Here is a 16,720-nt window from a genome sequence, read left to right as displayed (position 1 = left end):
ACAAAGGAGGGTATATGGGGGCGATGACCGACGCTTCCACCGGGCCGATCGCGGCCGAGATCACCGCCCGTCTCACCGCGGCGCTCGCCCCGTCGCGGCTCGAGGTGATCAACGAGAGCGCGCTGCACCATGGCCACGCGGGCGACGACGGCAGCGGCGAGAGCCACTTCCGCGTCGTCGTGGAGAGCGCCGCCTTCGCCGGCCGGTCGCGGGTCGAGCGCCAGCGGCTGGTCAATCGCGCGCTCGCCGAGCTGCTCGCCGACCATGTCCACGCCCTCGCGATCCGCGCCATTGCGCCGGGCGAGCCGGCGTGAGCGGCTATCGGCTCTGGTACTGGCCGACGATCCAGGGCCGCGGCGAGTTCGTCCGGCTCGCGCTCGAGGCGGGCGGCATCGCCTATGAGGACAGCGCGCGCACGCACGGGATAGAGGCGATGCTCGCCGACATGGCCGCGCACGCGCCATTCGCGCCGTTCGCGCCGCCCTACCTGGTGGCGGACGGCCGCGCCGTGGCGCAGGTCGCGGACATTCTGCTCTATCTCGGCGACCGGCACGGGCTGGCACCGGGCGACGCGGCGATGCGCTATGGGCTCAACCAGCTCCAGCTCACCGTTGCCGACCTGGTGGCCGAGGCGCACAACGTTCACCACCCGGTGGCGGCGATGGCCTATTACGAGGAACAGAAGCCCGAGGCGGCGCGCGCCGCGGCGCAGTTCCGCGACGAGCGCTTGCCCAAATTCCTCGATCACTTCGAGGCGGCGACGCGAGCAGTGGCGGGCGAGTGGGTGGCGGGCGAGCGCTGGAGCTATGTCGACACCTCCCTGTTCCAGGTGATCGCGGGGCTGCGCTACGCCTTCCCGCGGCGGATGGCGACGCTGGCACCGCGCTACTCCGGTCTGGCGGCGCTGCACGACCGCGTCGCCGCGCTCCCCGGCGTGAGCGCCTATCTTGCCAGCGAGCGGCGGCTGCCGTTCAGCGAGGAGGGCATCTTTCGCCACTATCCCGAGCTCGACGGGGATTGAACCGATCCTCCCCGCTTGGCGGGGAGGATTGTCTCTGCCTTACCCCCGCAGCGAGTCGGGGACGATGCCGCCGCTCTGCTCCAGCGCGCGCATCACGGCGCGGTGGAGCCAGATGTTCATCTCGGCCGAGCCGTCGAGCGCGCCGGTATAGCCGAGCTCGGTGGCGAGCTCCTTGCGGTTGGACAGGCTCGAGTCGATGTCGAGCAGCTTCATCAGGTCGACGATCGAGGTGCGCCAGTTGAGGTCGGGGTTGCCCTTGGCCTGCGACGTGGCGACGAGCACCTGCTCGACGTCGACCGGGGCGGCGGGGGCGGCGGGGGCGGCGGGGGCGGCGGGAGCGGCTGGCGCCGCGGGCGCGCCCGGTGTCGCCGGGGTAGCGGGAGTCGCGGGGGTGGCTGGCGGCGCGCCCGGGGCGGGCTGCGGCGCGGCGCCGGCGGGCGCGTCCTTGTGGCCGCCGAACTGGCCGCCGAGCGGGCCCTTGTCGCCGAAGATCGCTTTCTTGATCGCGCCGAAGATGCTCATGTCACTCACTCCCACCAGGTCGAGGTCGTCCCCGGCAACGTCGCGTCGCCACGAAGGTTCACCCGCGCACTCCGCCAGCAGCCCCTCCGCCTCGGCGCATCCCTCCTCGTCGCTGCCCCAATGATCGGGATCGATCTCCTCGCGCGTCGGGGGCGTGCGCGCCGCCGCGCGCAGGCGGCGGATCAGCTCGGCCTGGGTCGCGCTGAGCGGTTCGCCGCCGCGGCGCGGGTCCCAGGCGCCCGCGGCCTGATCGGCGCGCGGGCTCCGCGAGGTCGGCGGCGGCGGCACCCCCGCGCGCGCGGCGGCGGCGGTGAACCAGGCGTCGCGCGCGTCGAACAAGGCGTCATATTCGTCGTCGTCGTAGCGATCGGGGTTGGGCCCCATCGCGCGCGCCTCGGCGGGGGTCAGGGCGCGCGCATAGGCGCGATCGCCCGGCAGGCCCTGTTCCTCACCGACGAAGGCGTAGGGCGGCGGGAAGCGCGTGCGCCAGTCGCGCGCCGCCGCGTCCCACCACACCGGCGCGCGCGAATGTTGCGAATATTGAGCCTCGGGCGCGGTCTCCGCCGCTATCGCATCGGGGGCGGGCGGGGCGAGCACCACCAGCCCCGCCGCCTCGGCGCGCGCCCACTGCGCCGCGCTCCAGCGGTGGCGCGCCGCGGCGTCGAGGTCGGCGACGTCGACCTCCTCGGCGCGCGCGGCGCCGACGCGCTGGTACCGGTCCGCCGCGGCGAGCGCGAGGATCGGCGCGAGCTCGCGCGCGAGCGCGTCGGCGGCGGCATCGGCCGTGGTCGCGTCGCCGTCGGGCGCGGCCGAGTCGGCGGGGGCGCCGCCGCCGAGCAGCTCGCGCAGCGCGCCGCTGCGCCGCGCCAGGAACAGCCCGGCGCGCGCGGCGCTGCCCTCCGCCGTGACGCAGTCGAGAAAGGCGTCGAACTCCTGCGCGACCAGCCGCGCCGCCTGCGCGTCCGCCGCGGGCGCGGACTCGACCTGGCGGTCGAGCCGCTGGAGCAGCCCGAGCGCGAGCCGGTTGTCGTGGCGGTGGCGCGTGAGGGTGCTGCCGTCGGCGCGGACATAGGTGTCGGTCTGCCCCTCCAGCGCGCGCACCATCAGCGTCTCGGCGACGGTTTCCCGCGCGACCAGCGTGGCGGCGCGCCAGCCGAGCGCGAAGGCGCTGCCCTTGGCCGAGCGGCGGAAGGCGAAGGCCGAGGTGGCGGAGAGCCCGACGCGCGCGGCGGCGCGCTCGACGCCATCGCCCTCCGCGATCGCCTCGAGGAAGGCGCGCTGGTTGGTCGCGGACCAGCCGTGATGGCGGCGCGAGGCGGTGAACGGGGCGGCGAGCGGGTCGGTGGTGGGGGCGGAGGGCGCTTCGGCCCGGCGTGCGGGGGCGGTGATGCCTTCCATCGGCGACATGACGGTCATGGGCGCGGCTCGCTGCGGCTGGAGGAGGCGGCGAGGGTGGGCGGTGTTGGAGGGTGTAGGACAGGGGCGCCGTGATGGGTCGTCGAAAGGCGCACAGGGGACTGGGCAGTGGTTATGTAGTTACATAATGTGGAGCGGAGATCAGCTTGCGCGCGCGCGCCAAGCCGCAGGTGACGCTGCGGCTCGACCCCGACGTGGTCGAGCGCTTCCGCGCCGACGGGCCGGGATGGCAGCGGCGGATCAACGCGGCGCTGCGCAAGGCAGTGGGGCTTCAGGGATAGCGTCGTCGCGCGTGGACGACGGCGAGTACGTCGATAGTCGTGCGAGAGACGCTGTAGATCAGGAGGTAATTGCGGTGAACCACTGCCTCGCGCGTACCCGGCGCGCGTCCGGGGCGGTGGAGGAAGGGAAAAGCCAGCAGGCGCCTAGCGGTGTCTTCAAACCGTTGGGCCAAGTCCGCGGCTGCCGCGGCATGACGATCGGCGATGTATCTGATGATGACGGTCACGTCGCGTCGAGCGGCCGGCCGCCAGATGAGCGTCCTCGTCAACGGGAGCGTGCGCGCTCGATGATTTGTCGAACTTCTGCCATCACCTGCTCGTGCGGGATGCCCGGTTCGGTAGAGGCGATCGCCTTCTCGACCTTGGCGCGCAACCACGCATCATAGGCGCCGGCCTCGTCGCGCGACGACGCGGTGGGCGTGTCGGTTGGTAGCTCCGCCATTCCTGCATCATAAATGACGGCGGCTTGGGGCGGAAGCTCGCTCTTCGTCTTGCCTCCCCCGCGTTGCCTCAGATTGGCGAGGCCCCAGCGACTCGCTCGGCGAGCGGAACGCACACTCGCCCCGACTATCCCGCGCGCTGCGCGCCAAGCAGCAGGCGACCCTGCGGCTCGACCAGCGTGATGACCCGACCTACCAGTCCGCCCCGTGCTGATCCAGCGCCTCAAGGAGCGCTCGTTTGCTCGCCGAGCGTCGGTTGCCGGCGTTTCGCGGCATCTCCGGCTTCCCGGTCTCTTCCCGTCGAGCAGCAAGGCGAGACACGAGATCGCCGTGCTCGATCACGCGACCCTGCCAGTCGGCGGCGATGTCAGTCTTCGAGGCCGCCGACGCCATGATCGTTTACAGCTTCGCGGCGGATACGCTCTTCGACCGCGAGCAATGCCAGCACACGCAGCAGCTCGGAGCGGTGTGGCATCACTCCGCCGCCTCAGCCTCCGCCTTCACGCCCGGCCCCCGCTTCACCAGCAGCGGCGCCAGATACCGCCCGGTGAAGCTCCGCTTCTCCTTCACCACCTGCTCGGGCGTGCCTTCCGCGACGATCTCGCCGCCCTTGACGCCGCCCTCCGGCCCCAGGTCGATGATCCAGTCGGCGGTCTTGATCACGTCGAGGTTGTGCTCGATCACCACCACGGTGTTGCCCTGCTCCACCAGCGCGTGGAGCACCTCGAGCAATTTGCGCACGTCCTCGAAGTGCAGCCCCGTCGTCGGCTCGTCCAATATATACAGCGTGTTCCCCGTCGCGCGGCGCGACAGTTCCTTGGCCAGCTTGACGCGCTGCGCCTCGCCGCCCGACAGAGTCGTCGCCTGCTGGCCGACCTTGACGTAGCCGAGCCCGACCTCGACCAGCATCGCCATCTTGTCGCGGATCGGCGGCACCGCGGCGAAGAAGCCCGCGGCGTCCTCCACCGTCATGTCGAGCACGTCGGCGATCGAGTGGCCCTTGAACTTCACCTCCAGCGTCTCGCGATTGTAGCGCGCGCCGTGGCAGACGTCGCAGGTGACGTAGACGTCGGGGAGGAAGTGCATCTCGATCTTGAGCACGCCGTCGCCCTGGCACGCCTCGCAGCGCCCGCCCTTGACGTTGAAGCTGAACCGCCCCGGCTTGTAGCCGCGCGCCAGGGACTCGGGCAGCCCGGCGAACCAGTCGCGGATCTGGGTGAAGGCGCCCGTGTACGTCGCCGGGTTCGAGCGCGGGGTGCGGCCGATCGGCGACTGGTCGATGTCGATCACCTTGTCGAGGTGCTGCAGCCCGGTGATCTTGTCGTGCTTGCCCGCCAGCACGCGCGCGCCGTTGAGCTGGCGTGCCGCCCCCGCGAACAGCGTGTCGATGGTGAAGCTCGACTTGCCCGAGCCCGACACGCCGGTCACGCAGGTGAAGGTGCCGAGCGGGATCGAGGCGGTGACCCCGGTGAGGTTGTTGGCGCGCGCGTTGTGCACCGTCAGCTTCTTGCCCGATCCCTTCCGGCGCTTGGCCGGCACCGGCACCGCGCGCACGCCGTTGAGATAGTCGGCGGTGACCGAGCCGGTGCTGGCGAGCAGCTCGGGCAGGGTGCCCTGCGCCACCACCTGGCCGCCGCGCACGCCCGCGCCCGGTCCCATGTCGATGACGTAATCGGCGGTGCGGATCGCGTCCTCGTCGTGCTCGACCACCAGCACGGTGTTGCCGAGGTCGCGCAGCCGGCGCAGCGTGGCGAGCAGCATGTCGTTGTCGCGCTGGTGCAGCCCGATCGAGGGCTCGTCGAGCACGTACAGCACGCCCGACAGCCCGCTGCCGATCTGCGACGCCAGCCGGATGCGCTGGCTCTCGCCGCCCGAGAGCGTGCCCGAGGTGCGGTCGAGGTTGAGATAGTCGAGCCCGACGTTGTTGAGGAAGCCGAGCCGCTCGATGATCTCCTTGAGGATCCGCTCGGCGATCGCGCGCTGCTGGTCGCCGAGATGGTCGGGCAGGTCGGTGAAGAAGGCGAGCGCGTCGACCACGCTCAGCCGCGTCGCGTGGCTGATGTCCTGGTGCGCGATCTTGACCGCGAGCGCCTCGGGCTTGAGCCGCGCGCCGTGGCAGGTCTCGCACGGCTGCGACGACTGGTATTTGCCCAGCTCCTCCTTGATCCACGCGCTCTCGGTGGAGAGCATGCGGCGGTTGAGGTTGCCGATCACGCCCTCGAACGGCTTCCTGACGTCGTAGCTCTTCTTGCCGTCGATGAAGGTCAGCGTCACCGGCTGCCCTTCGGTGCCGTAGAGGATCTTGTCCGCCACCTCGGGGTGGAGCTCGCCCCAGGGCGTGTCGAGCGAGAAGCCGAGCTCGCGCGCCAGGCTCGCCATCACCTGCATGTAATAAGGCGAGGGCGGGTTGCTCTTCGCCCAGGGCACCACCGCGCCCTTCCTGATGCTGAGCAGGTGGTTGGGGACGATCAGGTCCTCGTCGAACACCAGTTTCTCGCCGAGCCCGTCGCACGCCGGGCAGGCGCCCTGCGGCGCGTTGAACGAGAACAGCCGCGGCTCGATCTCGGCGATGGTGAAGCCGCTGACCGGGCAGGCGAACTTCTCCGAGAAGACGATCCGCCCCGGCGGCGCGTGGTCGCCCAGCACGACGCTCTCGGGCGTGCGCGGCTCGTATTGGTCCTTGGCGGGATCGGCCGGGTCGACATAGGCGAGCCCGTCGGCGAGCTTGAGCGCGGTCTCGAAACTGTCGGCGAGGCGCGTCGCGACGTCCTCGCGCACGACCAGGCGGTCGACCACCACCTCGATGTCGTGCTTGTACTTCTTGTCGAGCGCGGGGGCCTCGTCGATCTCGTGCACCTCGCCGTCGATGCGGACGCGCGTGAAGCCGGCCTTCTGCCACTCGGCCAGCTCCTTGCGATACTCGCCCTTGCGCCCGCGCACGACCGGCGCGAGCAGGAACAGCCGCGTGCCCTCGGGCAGCGCCATCACGCGGTCGACCATCTGGCTGACCGTCTGCGCCGCGATCGGCAGCCCGGTGGCGGGCGAGTAGGGCACGCCGACGCGCGCCCACAGCAGCCGCATATAGTCGTAGATCTCGGTGACGGTGGCGACGGTCGAGCGCGGGTTGCGGCTGGTCGTCTTCTGCTCGATCGAGATCGCGGGGGAGAGGCCCTCGATGTGGTCGACGTCGGGCTTCTGCATCAGCTCGAGGAACTGGCGCGCATAGGCCGAGAGCGACTCGACGTAGCGGCGCTGGCCCTCGGCGTAGATCGTGTCGAACGCGAGGCTCGACTTGCCCGAGCCCGACAGGCCCGTGATCACGGTGAGCGTGTCGCGCGGGATGTCGACCGACACGTCCTTGAGATTGTGCTCGCGCGCGCCGCGGACGGAGAGGGTGGTGAGGGCCATGCGTTCGTCTGTTCCAGATTTGTTCGGGCAGGTCCAGCCTCGGGTCCGGACGGGTCCGGTCGGCGCCGGGCGCTCGCGACGCGTAACGCGCCGACGCGCATGTGGGTCGCAACCGAGCGCCGGGCAAGCCGCGCGACGCGGCGGGGGCGTCGGACGGGCCCGGAGGCGCGTGACGGTCGCGCTTGAAGGTCCGCGCGCGTGTCTTACCTTGCTGGCACACAGGCGGGCGGGACGCTCCGCCCGGCAGCGGAGGCGCGAGGACTCGGATGGGCAAGAAGAAGGACAAGGCCGCGGGCAAGCACGGTGGCGGTACGGCGGACGGCGCGGGCGCGGGCGCGGGCGCGGGCTCGGGCAAGAGCGCGGGCCGCTCGGCGCGGCTGCCCAAGGAGCTGTTCGGCGTGAAGCTGCCCAAGGAGCTGCGCCGCCAGGGCGAGGCGTGGATCGAGCGCGCCCAGTCGCCCGCGGGCCAGCAGGCGATCGCGGGCGCGCTGACCGCGGTGGCGGGCATGGCCGCGAGCGCGGTCGCGGCCAAGGCGGCGGAGAAGGCCGCGAGGAATGCGGCGCCGGCGGGCGGCGCGGGGGAGGCGCAGGGCGCGGGCGCCGCGGCGGCGGGCGCCGGCGGTGGCCAGCGCACGCGCGAGCAGGAAATCGGCGACGCGGTGACGCGGGTGGCGACGGCGTTCTTCGGTGGGTTGAAGGGGCGGGGGTGAGTGGCTCGAACTAAGCAGCAGAAGCTAAGGGCATCTCGTTCCACTCCCGTCCGTCAAGTTCTCGGCCGCCTGACTTTGGTCGGAAGCCACCCCATTGCTTGAAAAAGAACGGTACTGATTGCCTTGAGCACTCGTCTCGGACCTCGCGCGCCCAATCGATGTGCATAGGGCGCGCTCGCGCGCCACTTTCCCCACCGGCGATGACCCAATGGATGCCTTCAAGGTTCATCGCCCCAACAGCACCGATCAAGGGTTCAATCGATAGAAACCTGACTGCCTTTGGAGATTGGCGAAGGTGCTCAATACGCGACTTGGCCTCAGCGCTCTCCACAGAAACTCCGATCCAGATATGTGACGGAACCGCAGCTGCTTGATAGCGCTGCTTGACATAGTCCCTCAGCAATGATGATCTTTTTGTCAGAACTTGAAAAGTATGCCAATTAGCCCTTTCCATGGTAGTGAAGACACCATCGATGAAGTCCTTTGGAATGGCTTTGTGAAAAAGATCGCTCATCGAGTTCACGAATATCATGCGTGGGCGACGCCACGCGAACGGTTGCTCTAAGCGCTCCGGTCGCAACTGTAAGTCGAAGCCATTTTCAAAGGGATGGCCGGAAACACCACGAAATCTCTCGGCGAAGCGGGCCGCATAGCAATTTTCACAACCGGCCGTGATCTTTGTGCATCCGGTCACGGGATTCCACGTCGAATCGGTCCATTCAATTGCACTATCGTGTGCCACGCTACTTCCATCCTCAGCGGAACATCGGTAGAACGATGCCACCTACCGAATCGCGATGCAAGAGCGGATTGGCTTACAGCTGCCTTCTGTTATGAAGCTTGCAACCGACGTAGCTGCAAACACGAGCTCGTGGAGCTTTGCTGATGCCGTTTGATGACCGGGTTGAGCATAGCTTTGGTGGTAGCTGGACTGAGGTAAAACTAAACGCAGTAGCTGATTACCTACAGTTTTTTACCAAGGCCTTGCGTAACGTTCCTAAGCCTGAAGATTCTTTTGAGACTTGGTACGTAGACGCTTTCGCTGGAACGGGCGATCGGACCGTCCAGATTGAAACTGGCGGCCTTTTTGAAGATGGCTATGGTTTGGTCGAGCGTGGTCGGCTTGAGGGCTCCGCGCGGCGAGCGCTAGCAGTCGATCCACCATTCAAGCACCTCGTTTTGATTGAGAAAAATGCTCGACGCTTCTCTGCTCTGTCCAGGATCAGGGCTGAATTCCCTCAGCGAGACGTCAGATGCCTCCGTGGCGACGCCAACGTTGAGCTTCGGCGTCTTTTCAATGAGGGGCCGTGGATCGATCGAAGAAAGGCAGGCTTGCAGCGAGCAGTTGTTTTTCTGGACCCTTACGGCATGTCTGTGGAGTGGTCGACTCTGCGTTTGTTGGCCGATACGAAGCGTGTGGATGTTTGGTATCTCTTTCCTCTTCATGCGGCGCTTAGGCAGCTAAGTCACGATCACTCTGCGTTGGATCGGGGTAAGCGCGAGGCTTTGAACGAAGTTTTTGGCACAGTTGACTGGGAAGATTACTTTTATCGATTCAAATCACAGCATAGCGATCTTTTCAGTTTCGCTCCCGATCCCTCGCCGAACCGTCTGGCTGACGCGGAGAAGGTCGAGGAGTTCGTTGCGGAGCGATTGCGTTCTATATTCAGTTTTGTGTCTGAGCCCATCCCGCTGCTCGCCAAGCGCAAGCTTAGAATGTTTTCGCTTTTTCTTTTGAGCGGCAATCCGAGTGAGAAGGCGACCTCTCTGATTAAAAAGGGCGTTGACGCGCAGGTGAAGAAGTATGGAGGCGGGCGCTTTAGGACATAGCGGAGCCTATCAATCTTGGCTGTGCGTTCCGCTGGCGTTACCTTGCTTCTCATGCCCAACGACAAACGCCTCGCCGCCGAAGCCGCCGTCGCCGAGGTCACCCCCGGCCTGCTCGTCGGCCTCGGCACCGGCTCCACCGTCGCGTACTTCATCGACGCGCTCGCCGCGCGCGTCCGTGACGGGCTCGCGATCCGCGCCGTCGCCACCAGCCGCGCCAGCGAGGCGCGCGCGCGCGCGGCGGGCATCCCCGTCGACGACTTCGCCGACGTCGCCCACGTCGATCTCACCGTCGACGGCGCCGACGAGCTCGACCCGCGCTTCTACGCCATCAAGGGCGCGGGCGGCGCGCTGCTGCGCGAGAAGATCGTCGCCGCCGCCTCGGCGCGGATGGTGGTGATCGCGGACGGCTCCAAGCAGGTCGCCGCGATCGGCGCCGCCAAGCTGCCGGTCGAGGTGATCCCCTTCGCGCGCGCCTTCGTCGCCGCGCGGCTCGCCGCGCTGGGCGCCGCCACCACCCAGCGCGACTCGCTCACCGACAACGGCAACCTCATCCTCGACGCGCGCTTCGCCACCTTCCCCGAGCCGCGCGATCTCGCCCGCGCGCTCGACGCCACCCCCGGCGTGATGGGCCACGGGCTGTTCCTCGACGAGGTCGACGCCGCGTACGTCGCACACGGCGGCGTCGTTACGCGTCTGGAACGCGCCGCCTCGAACGGGTAAGGAGGCACGGACTCGGACGGGCGGGGAGGCGGCAACCGGCCGCGCCCCGGTGCGTTCGAGGGCGCGAAGGCCGGGGCGATGACGGGCCCGGCGCGCGCCTGTATCTCACGGTGCGACCTGTTGCGACAATATGAGGCGAGGGGCTGACATGACTGATACCGCTACCATCAACGCGGACGTCCACGAGGACGGCAGCCCCGAGCGGCTCCAGATCGACACCATCCGCACCCTGTCGATGGACGCGGTGCAGAAGGCCAACTCGGGCCACCCCGGCACGCCGATGGCGCTGGCGCCGGTGGGCTGGACGCTGTGGACCAAGTTCCTCCGCTACGACCCGCGCCACGCCGACTGGCCCAACCGCGACCGCTTCGTGCTGTCGGTCGGCCACGCCTCGATGCTGCTCTACTCGCTGCTGTATCTCGCCGGGGTCGAGGAGATCGACGCGGACGGGCAGAAGAGCGGCAAGCCCGCGATCGGCCTCGAGGACATCGAGCAGTTCCGCCAGCTCAATTCCAAGACGCCGGGTCACCCCGAGTATCGCCACACCACCGGCGTGGAGACCACCACCGGCCCGCTCGGCGCCGGCTGCGGCAACTCGGTCGGCATGGCGATCGCGGAGCGCTGGCTCGCGGCGCGCTACAACCGGCCGGGCTACGACCTGTTCTCCCACGACGTCTACGCGCTCTGCGGCGACGGCGACATGATGGAGGGCGTCGCGGCCGAGGCGGCGAGCCTCGCGGGGCACCTCAGGCTCAGCAATCTGTGCTGGATCTACGACAGCAACCATATCTCGATCGAGGGCGGCACCGACCTGGCGTTCGACGAGGACGTCGGCCAGCGCTTCCAGGCCTATGGCTGGAACGTGATCCACGTCGACGACGCCAATGACGTCGGCGCGCTCACCGCGGCGATCGAGACGTTCAGGAAGACGAGCGACCGGCCGACCTTCATCGTCGTCCACTCGGTGATCGGCTGGGGCAGCCCGCGCGCGGGCACCGAGAAGGCGCACGGCGAGCCGCTCGGCGCCGAGAACGTCGCCAAGACCAAGGAGGCCTATGGCTGGCCGGTCGACAAGGACTTCTACGTCCCCGCGGGCGTGAAGGAGGCGTTCGGCGAGGCGGTGAGCGCGCGCGGCGGCAAGGCGCGCGATGAGTGGGTCGCGCTGTTCGACCGCTATCGCGGCGCGTTCCCGGAGCAGGCGGCGGAGCTCGACCTGCTGCTCAAGGACCAGCTGCCCGAGGGCTGGGACAGCGAGATCCCGACCTTCGACGCCGACGCCAAGGGCGTGGCGAGCCGCGACGCGGGCGGCAAGGTGCTCAACGCGATCGTCAAGAAGGTGCCGTGGCTGGTCGGCGGCTCGGCCGACCTCGCGCCCTCGACCAAGACCGACGTCAAGGGCGCGCCCTCGTTCGAGGCGGACAATTATGGCGGCACCAACTTCCACTTCGGCGTGCGCGAGCATGCGATGGGCGCGGTCGTCAACGGCATGGCGCTGTCGCACCTGCGCGCCTACGGCTCCACCTTCCTGGTGTTCCTCGATTACATGCGCGCGCCGGTGCGGCTCGCGGCGATCATGGAGATCGGTGCGGTGTACGTCTTCACGCACGATTCGATCGGCGTCGGCGAGGACGGGCCGACCCACCAGCCGATCGAGCATCTCGCGACGATGCGCGCGATCCCGGGGCTCGACACGATCCGCCCGGGCGACGCCAACGAGGTCGCCGCGGCGTGGCGCGCGGTGATGAAATCCGCCGACCACCCCACCGCCCTGGTGCTGTCGCGCCAGGCGCTGCCGACGCTGGACCGCTCCAGATACGCCAGCGCGGACGGGGTGGAGCAGGGCGCCTATGTGCTCGCCGACGCGGCCGAGGGCGGCGTGCCCGAGGTGATCCTCATCGCCACCGGCTCGGAAGTGGGGCTCGCGGTCGCGGCCTATGAGCGGCTCGTCGGCGAGGGCGTGAAGGCGCGCGTCGTGTCGATGCCGAGCTGGTTCCGCTACGAGCGCCAGGACGCGTCGTACAGGGAGAGCGTGCTCCCCAAGGCGGTGACCGCGCGGGTCGCGATCGAGATGGCGGGCTCGCTCGGCTGGGACCGCTATGTCGGCTTCGAGGGACGGCAGATCACCATGTCGACCTTCGGCGCCTCGGCCCCGCTGGCGAAGCTCCAGGACAAGTACGGCTTCACCGTGGAGAATGTCGTCAAGGTCGCCAAGGAGGCGATGGGGCGGTAATCACGTCGCTCCTCCGTCATTCCCGCGAAGGCGGGAATCCAGACGCGCAGACGTCGGCGATCGGGCCGCACCGCTCGCGCGCCTGGATCCCTGCCTGCGCAGGGATGAGCAGAGAGGGGATGAGGGGAGAGATGACGAGAAGGGGTGAAGGCGGCGCGGGCGCTAACCGCGGCGACGGAAGCGCCGACCGCCCGCACAGGCTTATTTGGCGCCCCCGCCGCCCCTATATCGGCGGCACGCGCGACGAGATGGAGGAAGGCGAGTGAGCAAGCTACAGGACCTCAGCAAGGCGGGCACCGCGGTGTGGCTCGACTTCGTCGACCGCAGGTTCCTCGAGAAGGGCGGGCTGCAGCAGCTGGTGGACGCGGACGGGCTGAGCGGCGTCACCTCCAACCCGACGATCTTCGAGAAGGCGATGGGCGCGGGCGACGCCTATGACGAGGGGTTCGCCGCGTTCGACCGCGAGAACCCCGGCGCCGAGCCGATGGCGCGCTACGAGGCGCAGGCGATCAAGGACATCCAGGCGGCGTGCGACACGCTGCTGCCGGTCTATCAGAGACTCGACGCGGCGGACGGCTACGTCAGCCTCGAGGTCTCGCCCTATCTCGCGCTCAAGGGTCCCGAGACCGCCGAGGAGGCCGAGCGGCTGTGGCAGGCGGTCGACCGCCCCAACCTGATGATCAAGATCCCCGGCACCGACGACGGCGTCCGCGCGATCCGCGACACGATCGCCAAGGGCATCAACGTCAACGTGACGCTGCTGTTCGGGGTCGAGGCGTACAAGCAGGTCGCGCACGCCTATGTCGAGGGGCTCGAGGAGCGCGTCGAGAAGGGTCTGTCGATCAACAACATCGCCAGTGTCGCCAGCTTCTTCGTCAGCCGCATCGACAGCAAGATCGACGACAAGATCGACGCCGGCGTCGGCGGCGAGGAGGCCAAGCCGCTCAAGGGCAAGGTCGCGATCGCCAACGCCAAGCTGGCCTATGCCTGGTACGAGGAGTTCATCGCCTCCGAGCGCTGGCAGACGCTCGCCGCCAAGGGCGCGCGCCCGCAGCGGCTGCTCTGGGCCTCGACCGGCACCAAGAACCCCGATTATCCCGACACGCTGTACGTCGACCAGCTGATCGGGCCCGACACGGTCAACACCATGCCGCCCAAGACGATGGATGCCTTCCGCGACCATGGCACGGTGGCGCAGACGCTCCAGCAGGACGTCGAGGGCGCGCGTCACGTCATCGCCGAGCAGGCGCGACTCGGGCTCGACCTCGACGCGGTGACCAAGGAGCTGGTCGACGAGGGCGTGGCGAGCTTCTCCAAGTCGTTCGACGACCTGCTCGCGGTGATCGAGTCGAAGCAGCCCGCCGCGGCGTGATGCCGGGGTAAGCCGGGGGGCGGCGGCGGCTGCCGCCGGTGCCCGTCCCTGATCACGGTCGCGCGGCACGGCGACCGCGTGGCACACGATCGTGGTGCCGCGTGGCGTCCCCCCCCCCCCCCCGCCGCCTCGCCATCCCCGCGGCGGCGGGGACCCAGACGCGCGGGCGTCTCGGCGCCGCCGACCGCCGCATCCGACCCCGCCGCCTGCCTCGTCATCCCCGCGCAGGCGGGGATCCGGACGCGCTGACGTCGCGTCTCCATCGACAGGTCCGCGCGTCTGGATCCCTGCCTGCGCAGGGATGACGGGGAGAGCGGGGTGTCTGGGTGACGGGGCGACGGGTGACGGGTGACGGGCGACGGGTGACGGGGCGCCGGGCGACGGGGTGACGCGCCGGGGCAGAGCGACGTGACGGTGGGGGAGCGATGACGGGAAACGGGCGACGCACCGACCTTATTACCCGCGCCATCGACCCCTCCACCGGCCCGCCCGGATCACCCGGCGGCGGCTCCCGCGTCGCTCAGCCTCACGCCCCGAATCACCCGACGGCGGCTCCCCCCTCGTCCGCCTCCCGACCCGCGTCAGCTCCCTTCGTCTGCCGCGAGTGCCCCGCACTGCGGACTCCGCGCCACACCCGCGCTTGTAAATTACCGTTACGTCAACTTTGAAGCGGCACCCCGCCTGTCCCGCCTTGACACGCGTCAGGTCAGCGGCGAGACGTCGTCGAGTGGATGACTTTATACGATGAACGGTGTCGCACGGGGCCTTGCACGGGATGTCTGACGACCAGCGCGCGCCAGTGATCCTGGTGGTGGACGACGAGCCGCTGGTGCGTCGCACCGTGTGCGAGCAGCTTCAGAGCACCGGCTACAGCGTCCGCACCGCCGCCTCGGGCGATGAGGCCTATGGCATGATCAGCCAGGGCGTCCATTTCGACGTGCTGCTCACCGACGTGCGCATGCCCGGCACGATCGACGGCTTCGGGCTGGTGCGCCGCGTGCTCGCGCTGCTGCCGGGCGCGCGCACGATCGTGATGTCGGGCTTCGTCGGCGACGACCATCTCGAGACCCGCACCGCCGATCGCTTCATCGGCAAGCCCTTCACCATGGCGCGGCTGCAGCGCGAGCTGAGCGACCTGCTCACCTCGGGGATGTGCTGAGCGCGCCACCCCTTCCCTGAGCGCGCGCGCGGCCCCATCTGGGCGGGCGTCCCCACCCGCCGGGTCTTCATTCTCAGTGTGCTCCGGCGGATGCCGGTGCGCAGGAGCATGGTTGAGCTCGGCGGGACCGGCGTCTAGCAGCGCCGGGATCGTAGCGCGCCGTGTCGACGCCTCGGCGCGCGTGCCCATCGTCCCGCGTCCACGGAGCCGCCCGCTTATGCCCGAGTATGACTATGACCTCTTCGTCATCGGCGCGGGCTCGGGCGGCACACGCGCGGCGCGGGTCGCCGCGGCGCATGGCGCCAAGGTCGCGGTGGCGGAGGAATATCGCGTCGGCGGCACCTGCGTGATCCGCGGCTGCGTGCCCAAGAAGCTGCTCGTCTACGGCGCGCATTTCGCCGAGGACCTGCGCGACGCGCGCCACTTCGGCTGGGACGTGCCGAGCGACTGCGCGTTCGACTGGCAGCGGCTGCGCGACAACGTGCTGCGCGAGGTCGATCGCATCAACGGCGCCTATACCCACACGCTGGAGAACGCGGGCGCCGAGATCATTCACCAGCGCGCCACCGTCTCCGGCCCCCATGAGGTGACGCTCGGCGACGGCACCACGCGCAGCGCCAGGACGATCCTGGTCGCGGTCGGCGCGCACCCCGCGGTGCCGTCCTGCCCGGGCCACGAGCACGGCATCACCTCGAACGAGGCGTTCCACCTCGACGCTCTGCCCAAACGCGTGCTGATCGCGGGTGCGGGCTATATCGCCAACGAGTTCGCGGGCGTGTTCCACCAGCTCGGCGCGCACGTCATCCTGATGAACCGGACGAAGGAGATATTGCGCGGCTACGACCTGCAGATCCGCGACCGGCTGCTTCAGATCAGCATGATGAAGGGGCTGGAGTTCCGCTTCGACGCCACGTTCGAGGGCATCGAGAAGATGGACGACGGCTGCCTCAAGGTCAGCATGAGCGGGCACGAGCCCGCGATCGTCGACCTCGTCATGTTCGCCACCGGGCGGCGCCCCAACACGACCGGTCTGGGGCTGGAGACGGCCGGGGTGGAGCTGGACGAGCAGGGCGCGGTCAAGGTCGACGGCGACAATCGCTCCACCTGCGCCTCGATCTTCGCGGTGGGCGACGTGACCAACCGGATCCAGCTCACCCCGATCGCGATCCGCGAGGGCCAGGCCTTCGCCGACCGGATGTACGGCGGCAAGGACACGCGCGTCGACTATGATTGCGTGCCCTCGGCGGTGTTCAGCCACCCGCCGATCGCGGGCGTGGGGATGACCGAGAGCGAGGCGCGGCAGAAGCTCGGCTCGGTGAAGGTCTATTCGTCGGATTTCCGGCCGATGAAGAACGTGCTGGCGGCGCGCGACGAGCGCGCGCTGTACAAGATGGTGTGCGACGGCGAGACCGACCGCGTCGTCGGCATCCACATGATCGGGCCTGACGTGCCCGAGATCATCCAGGCCGCCGCGGTGGCGGTGAAGGCGGGGCTGACCAAGGCGCAGTTCGACGCCACCGTGGCGCTCCACCCGACCATGGCGGAGGAGCTGGTGCTGCTGCGGTGACGGGGGCTGCACTTTCCTCCTCTCGTCCGTCATCCTGAGCTCGT

General features: G+C 69.2%; 14 protein-coding genes and 1 pseudogene. 10 read left to right on the top strand and 5 right to left on the bottom strand.

The features are described from left to right. Nucleotides 1-23: 23 nt before the first annotated feature. Both K7957_RS08035 and K7957_RS08030 read left to right on the top strand, forming a co-directional pair. On the top strand, nt 24-314 hold the full coding sequence (locus K7957_RS08035) for a BolA family protein (protein ID WP_223011783.1): 291 nt from the start codon (nt 24-26) through the stop codon (nt 312-314). Further along, the gene (locus K7957_RS08030) at nt 311-1,021 is read left to right on the top strand and encodes a glutathione S-transferase (protein ID WP_223011455.1); all 711 of its coding nucleotides are present in this window, start codon (nt 311-313) and stop codon (nt 1,019-1,021) included. The genes K7957_RS08035 and K7957_RS08030 overlap by 4 nt, the downstream gene beginning before the upstream one ends. A 39-nt stretch (nt 1,022-1,060) precedes the next feature. On the opposite strand, the gene K7957_RS20660 is transcribed toward K7957_RS08030, so the two are convergent. Continuing rightward, complete coding sequence (locus K7957_RS20660) at nt 1,061-2,959, bottom strand: DUF3597 domain-containing protein (protein WP_343228348.1); 1,899 nt, start codon at nt 2,957-2,959, stop codon at nt 1,061-1,063. A 158-nt stretch (nt 2,960-3,117) separates the two neighbouring features. On the opposite strand from K7957_RS20660, the pseudogene K7957_RS08020 reads away from it, so the two are divergent. Beyond that, nucleotides 3,118-3,240 (top strand): annotated as a pseudogene (locus K7957_RS08020) (BrnA antitoxin family protein); the annotation flags it as partial. On the opposite strand, the gene K7957_RS08015 reads toward K7957_RS08020, so the two are convergent. The 3 genes from K7957_RS08015 to uvrA form a co-directional block, all read right to left on the bottom strand. After that, nucleotides 3,231-3,467 (bottom strand): type II toxin-antitoxin system RelE/ParE family toxin, encoded by a 237-nt coding sequence (locus K7957_RS08015; RefSeq protein ID WP_343228347.1) that lies wholly within the window; start codon nt 3,465-3,467, stop codon nt 3,231-3,233. The pseudogene K7957_RS08020 and the gene K7957_RS08015 sit on opposite strands and share 10 nt — an antisense overlap. Nucleotides 3,468-3,505: 38 nt before the next feature. Next, nucleotides 3,506-3,682 (bottom strand): type II toxin-antitoxin system RelB family antitoxin, encoded by a 177-nt coding sequence (relB, locus tag K7957_RS08010; protein ID WP_223011453.1) that lies wholly within the window; start codon nt 3,680-3,682, stop codon nt 3,506-3,508. Between the two features lie 472 nt (nt 3,683-4,154). Next, the gene (gene uvrA, locus K7957_RS08005; protein WP_223011452.1) at nt 4,155-7,088 is read right to left on the bottom strand and encodes an excinuclease ABC subunit UvrA; all 2,934 of its coding nucleotides are present in this window, start codon (nt 7,086-7,088) and stop codon (nt 4,155-4,157) included. Nucleotides 7,089-7,354: 266 nt separating this feature from the next. On the opposite strand from uvrA, the gene K7957_RS08000 reads away from it, so the two are divergent. Continuing rightward, nucleotides 7,355-7,798: a hypothetical protein gene (locus tag K7957_RS08000; RefSeq protein ID WP_223011451.1), complete on the top strand. Its 444-nt coding sequence runs from the start codon at nt 7,355-7,357 to the stop codon at nt 7,796-7,798. Between the two features lie 10 nt (nt 7,799-7,808). Here the strand turns inward: K7957_RS08000 and K7957_RS07995 are convergent, their stop codons facing one another. Beyond that, nucleotides 7,809-8,540, bottom strand: coding sequence for a DUF5131 family protein (locus tag K7957_RS07995; protein ID WP_223011450.1), 732 nt, complete (start codon nt 8,538-8,540; stop codon nt 7,809-7,811). A 143-nt stretch (nt 8,541-8,683) separates the two neighbouring features. Between K7957_RS07995 and tcmP the strand changes: the two genes are divergently transcribed. The 6 genes from tcmP (at nt 8,684) to gorA (ending at nt 16,676) form a co-directional block, all read left to right on the top strand. Further along, nucleotides 8,684-9,628: a three-Cys-motif partner protein TcmP gene (gene tcmP, locus K7957_RS07990; protein ID WP_223011449.1), complete on the top strand. Its 945-nt coding sequence runs from the start codon at nt 8,684-8,686 to the stop codon at nt 9,626-9,628. A gap of 51 nt (nt 9,629-9,679) precedes the next feature. Further along, nucleotides 9,680-10,348 (top strand): ribose-5-phosphate isomerase RpiA, encoded by a 669-nt coding sequence (gene rpiA / locus K7957_RS07985; protein ID WP_223011448.1) that lies wholly within the window; start codon nt 9,680-9,682, stop codon nt 10,346-10,348. Nucleotides 10,349-10,496: 148 nt separating this feature from the next. Next, a complete protein-coding gene (gene tkt / locus K7957_RS07980) occupies nt 10,497-12,578 on the top strand; it encodes a transketolase (protein ID WP_223011447.1) in 2,082 nt (693 codons plus the stop codon). Between the two features lie 262 nt (nt 12,579-12,840). Beyond that, nucleotides 12,841-13,950, top strand: a complete 1,110-nt coding sequence (tal, locus tag K7957_RS07975) for a transaldolase (RefSeq protein WP_223011446.1) — start codon at nt 12,841-12,843, stop codon at nt 13,948-13,950. 775 nt (nt 13,951-14,725) lie between these two features. Continuing rightward, entirely contained in the window at nt 14,726-15,109 is a 384-nt protein-coding gene (locus K7957_RS07970; RefSeq protein WP_223011445.1) for a response regulator, read from the top strand. 217 nt (nt 15,110-15,326) lie between these two features. Further along, the gene (gene gorA / locus K7957_RS07965; RefSeq protein WP_223011444.1) at nt 15,327-16,676 is read left to right on the top strand and encodes a glutathione-disulfide reductase; all 1,350 of its coding nucleotides are present in this window, start codon (nt 15,327-15,329) and stop codon (nt 16,674-16,676) included. The last annotated feature ends 44 nt before the right edge of the window (nt 16,677-16,720 follow it).

Source organism: Sphingomonas yunnanensis, assembly GCF_019898765.1.
GTDB classification, from domain to species: Bacteria; Pseudomonadota; Alphaproteobacteria; order Sphingomonadales; family Sphingomonadaceae; genus Sphingomonas; species Sphingomonas yunnanensis.
The sequence above is the reverse complement of the archived record's forward strand: the minus strand, read 5'-3'. Positions and strand labels throughout refer to the sequence as shown.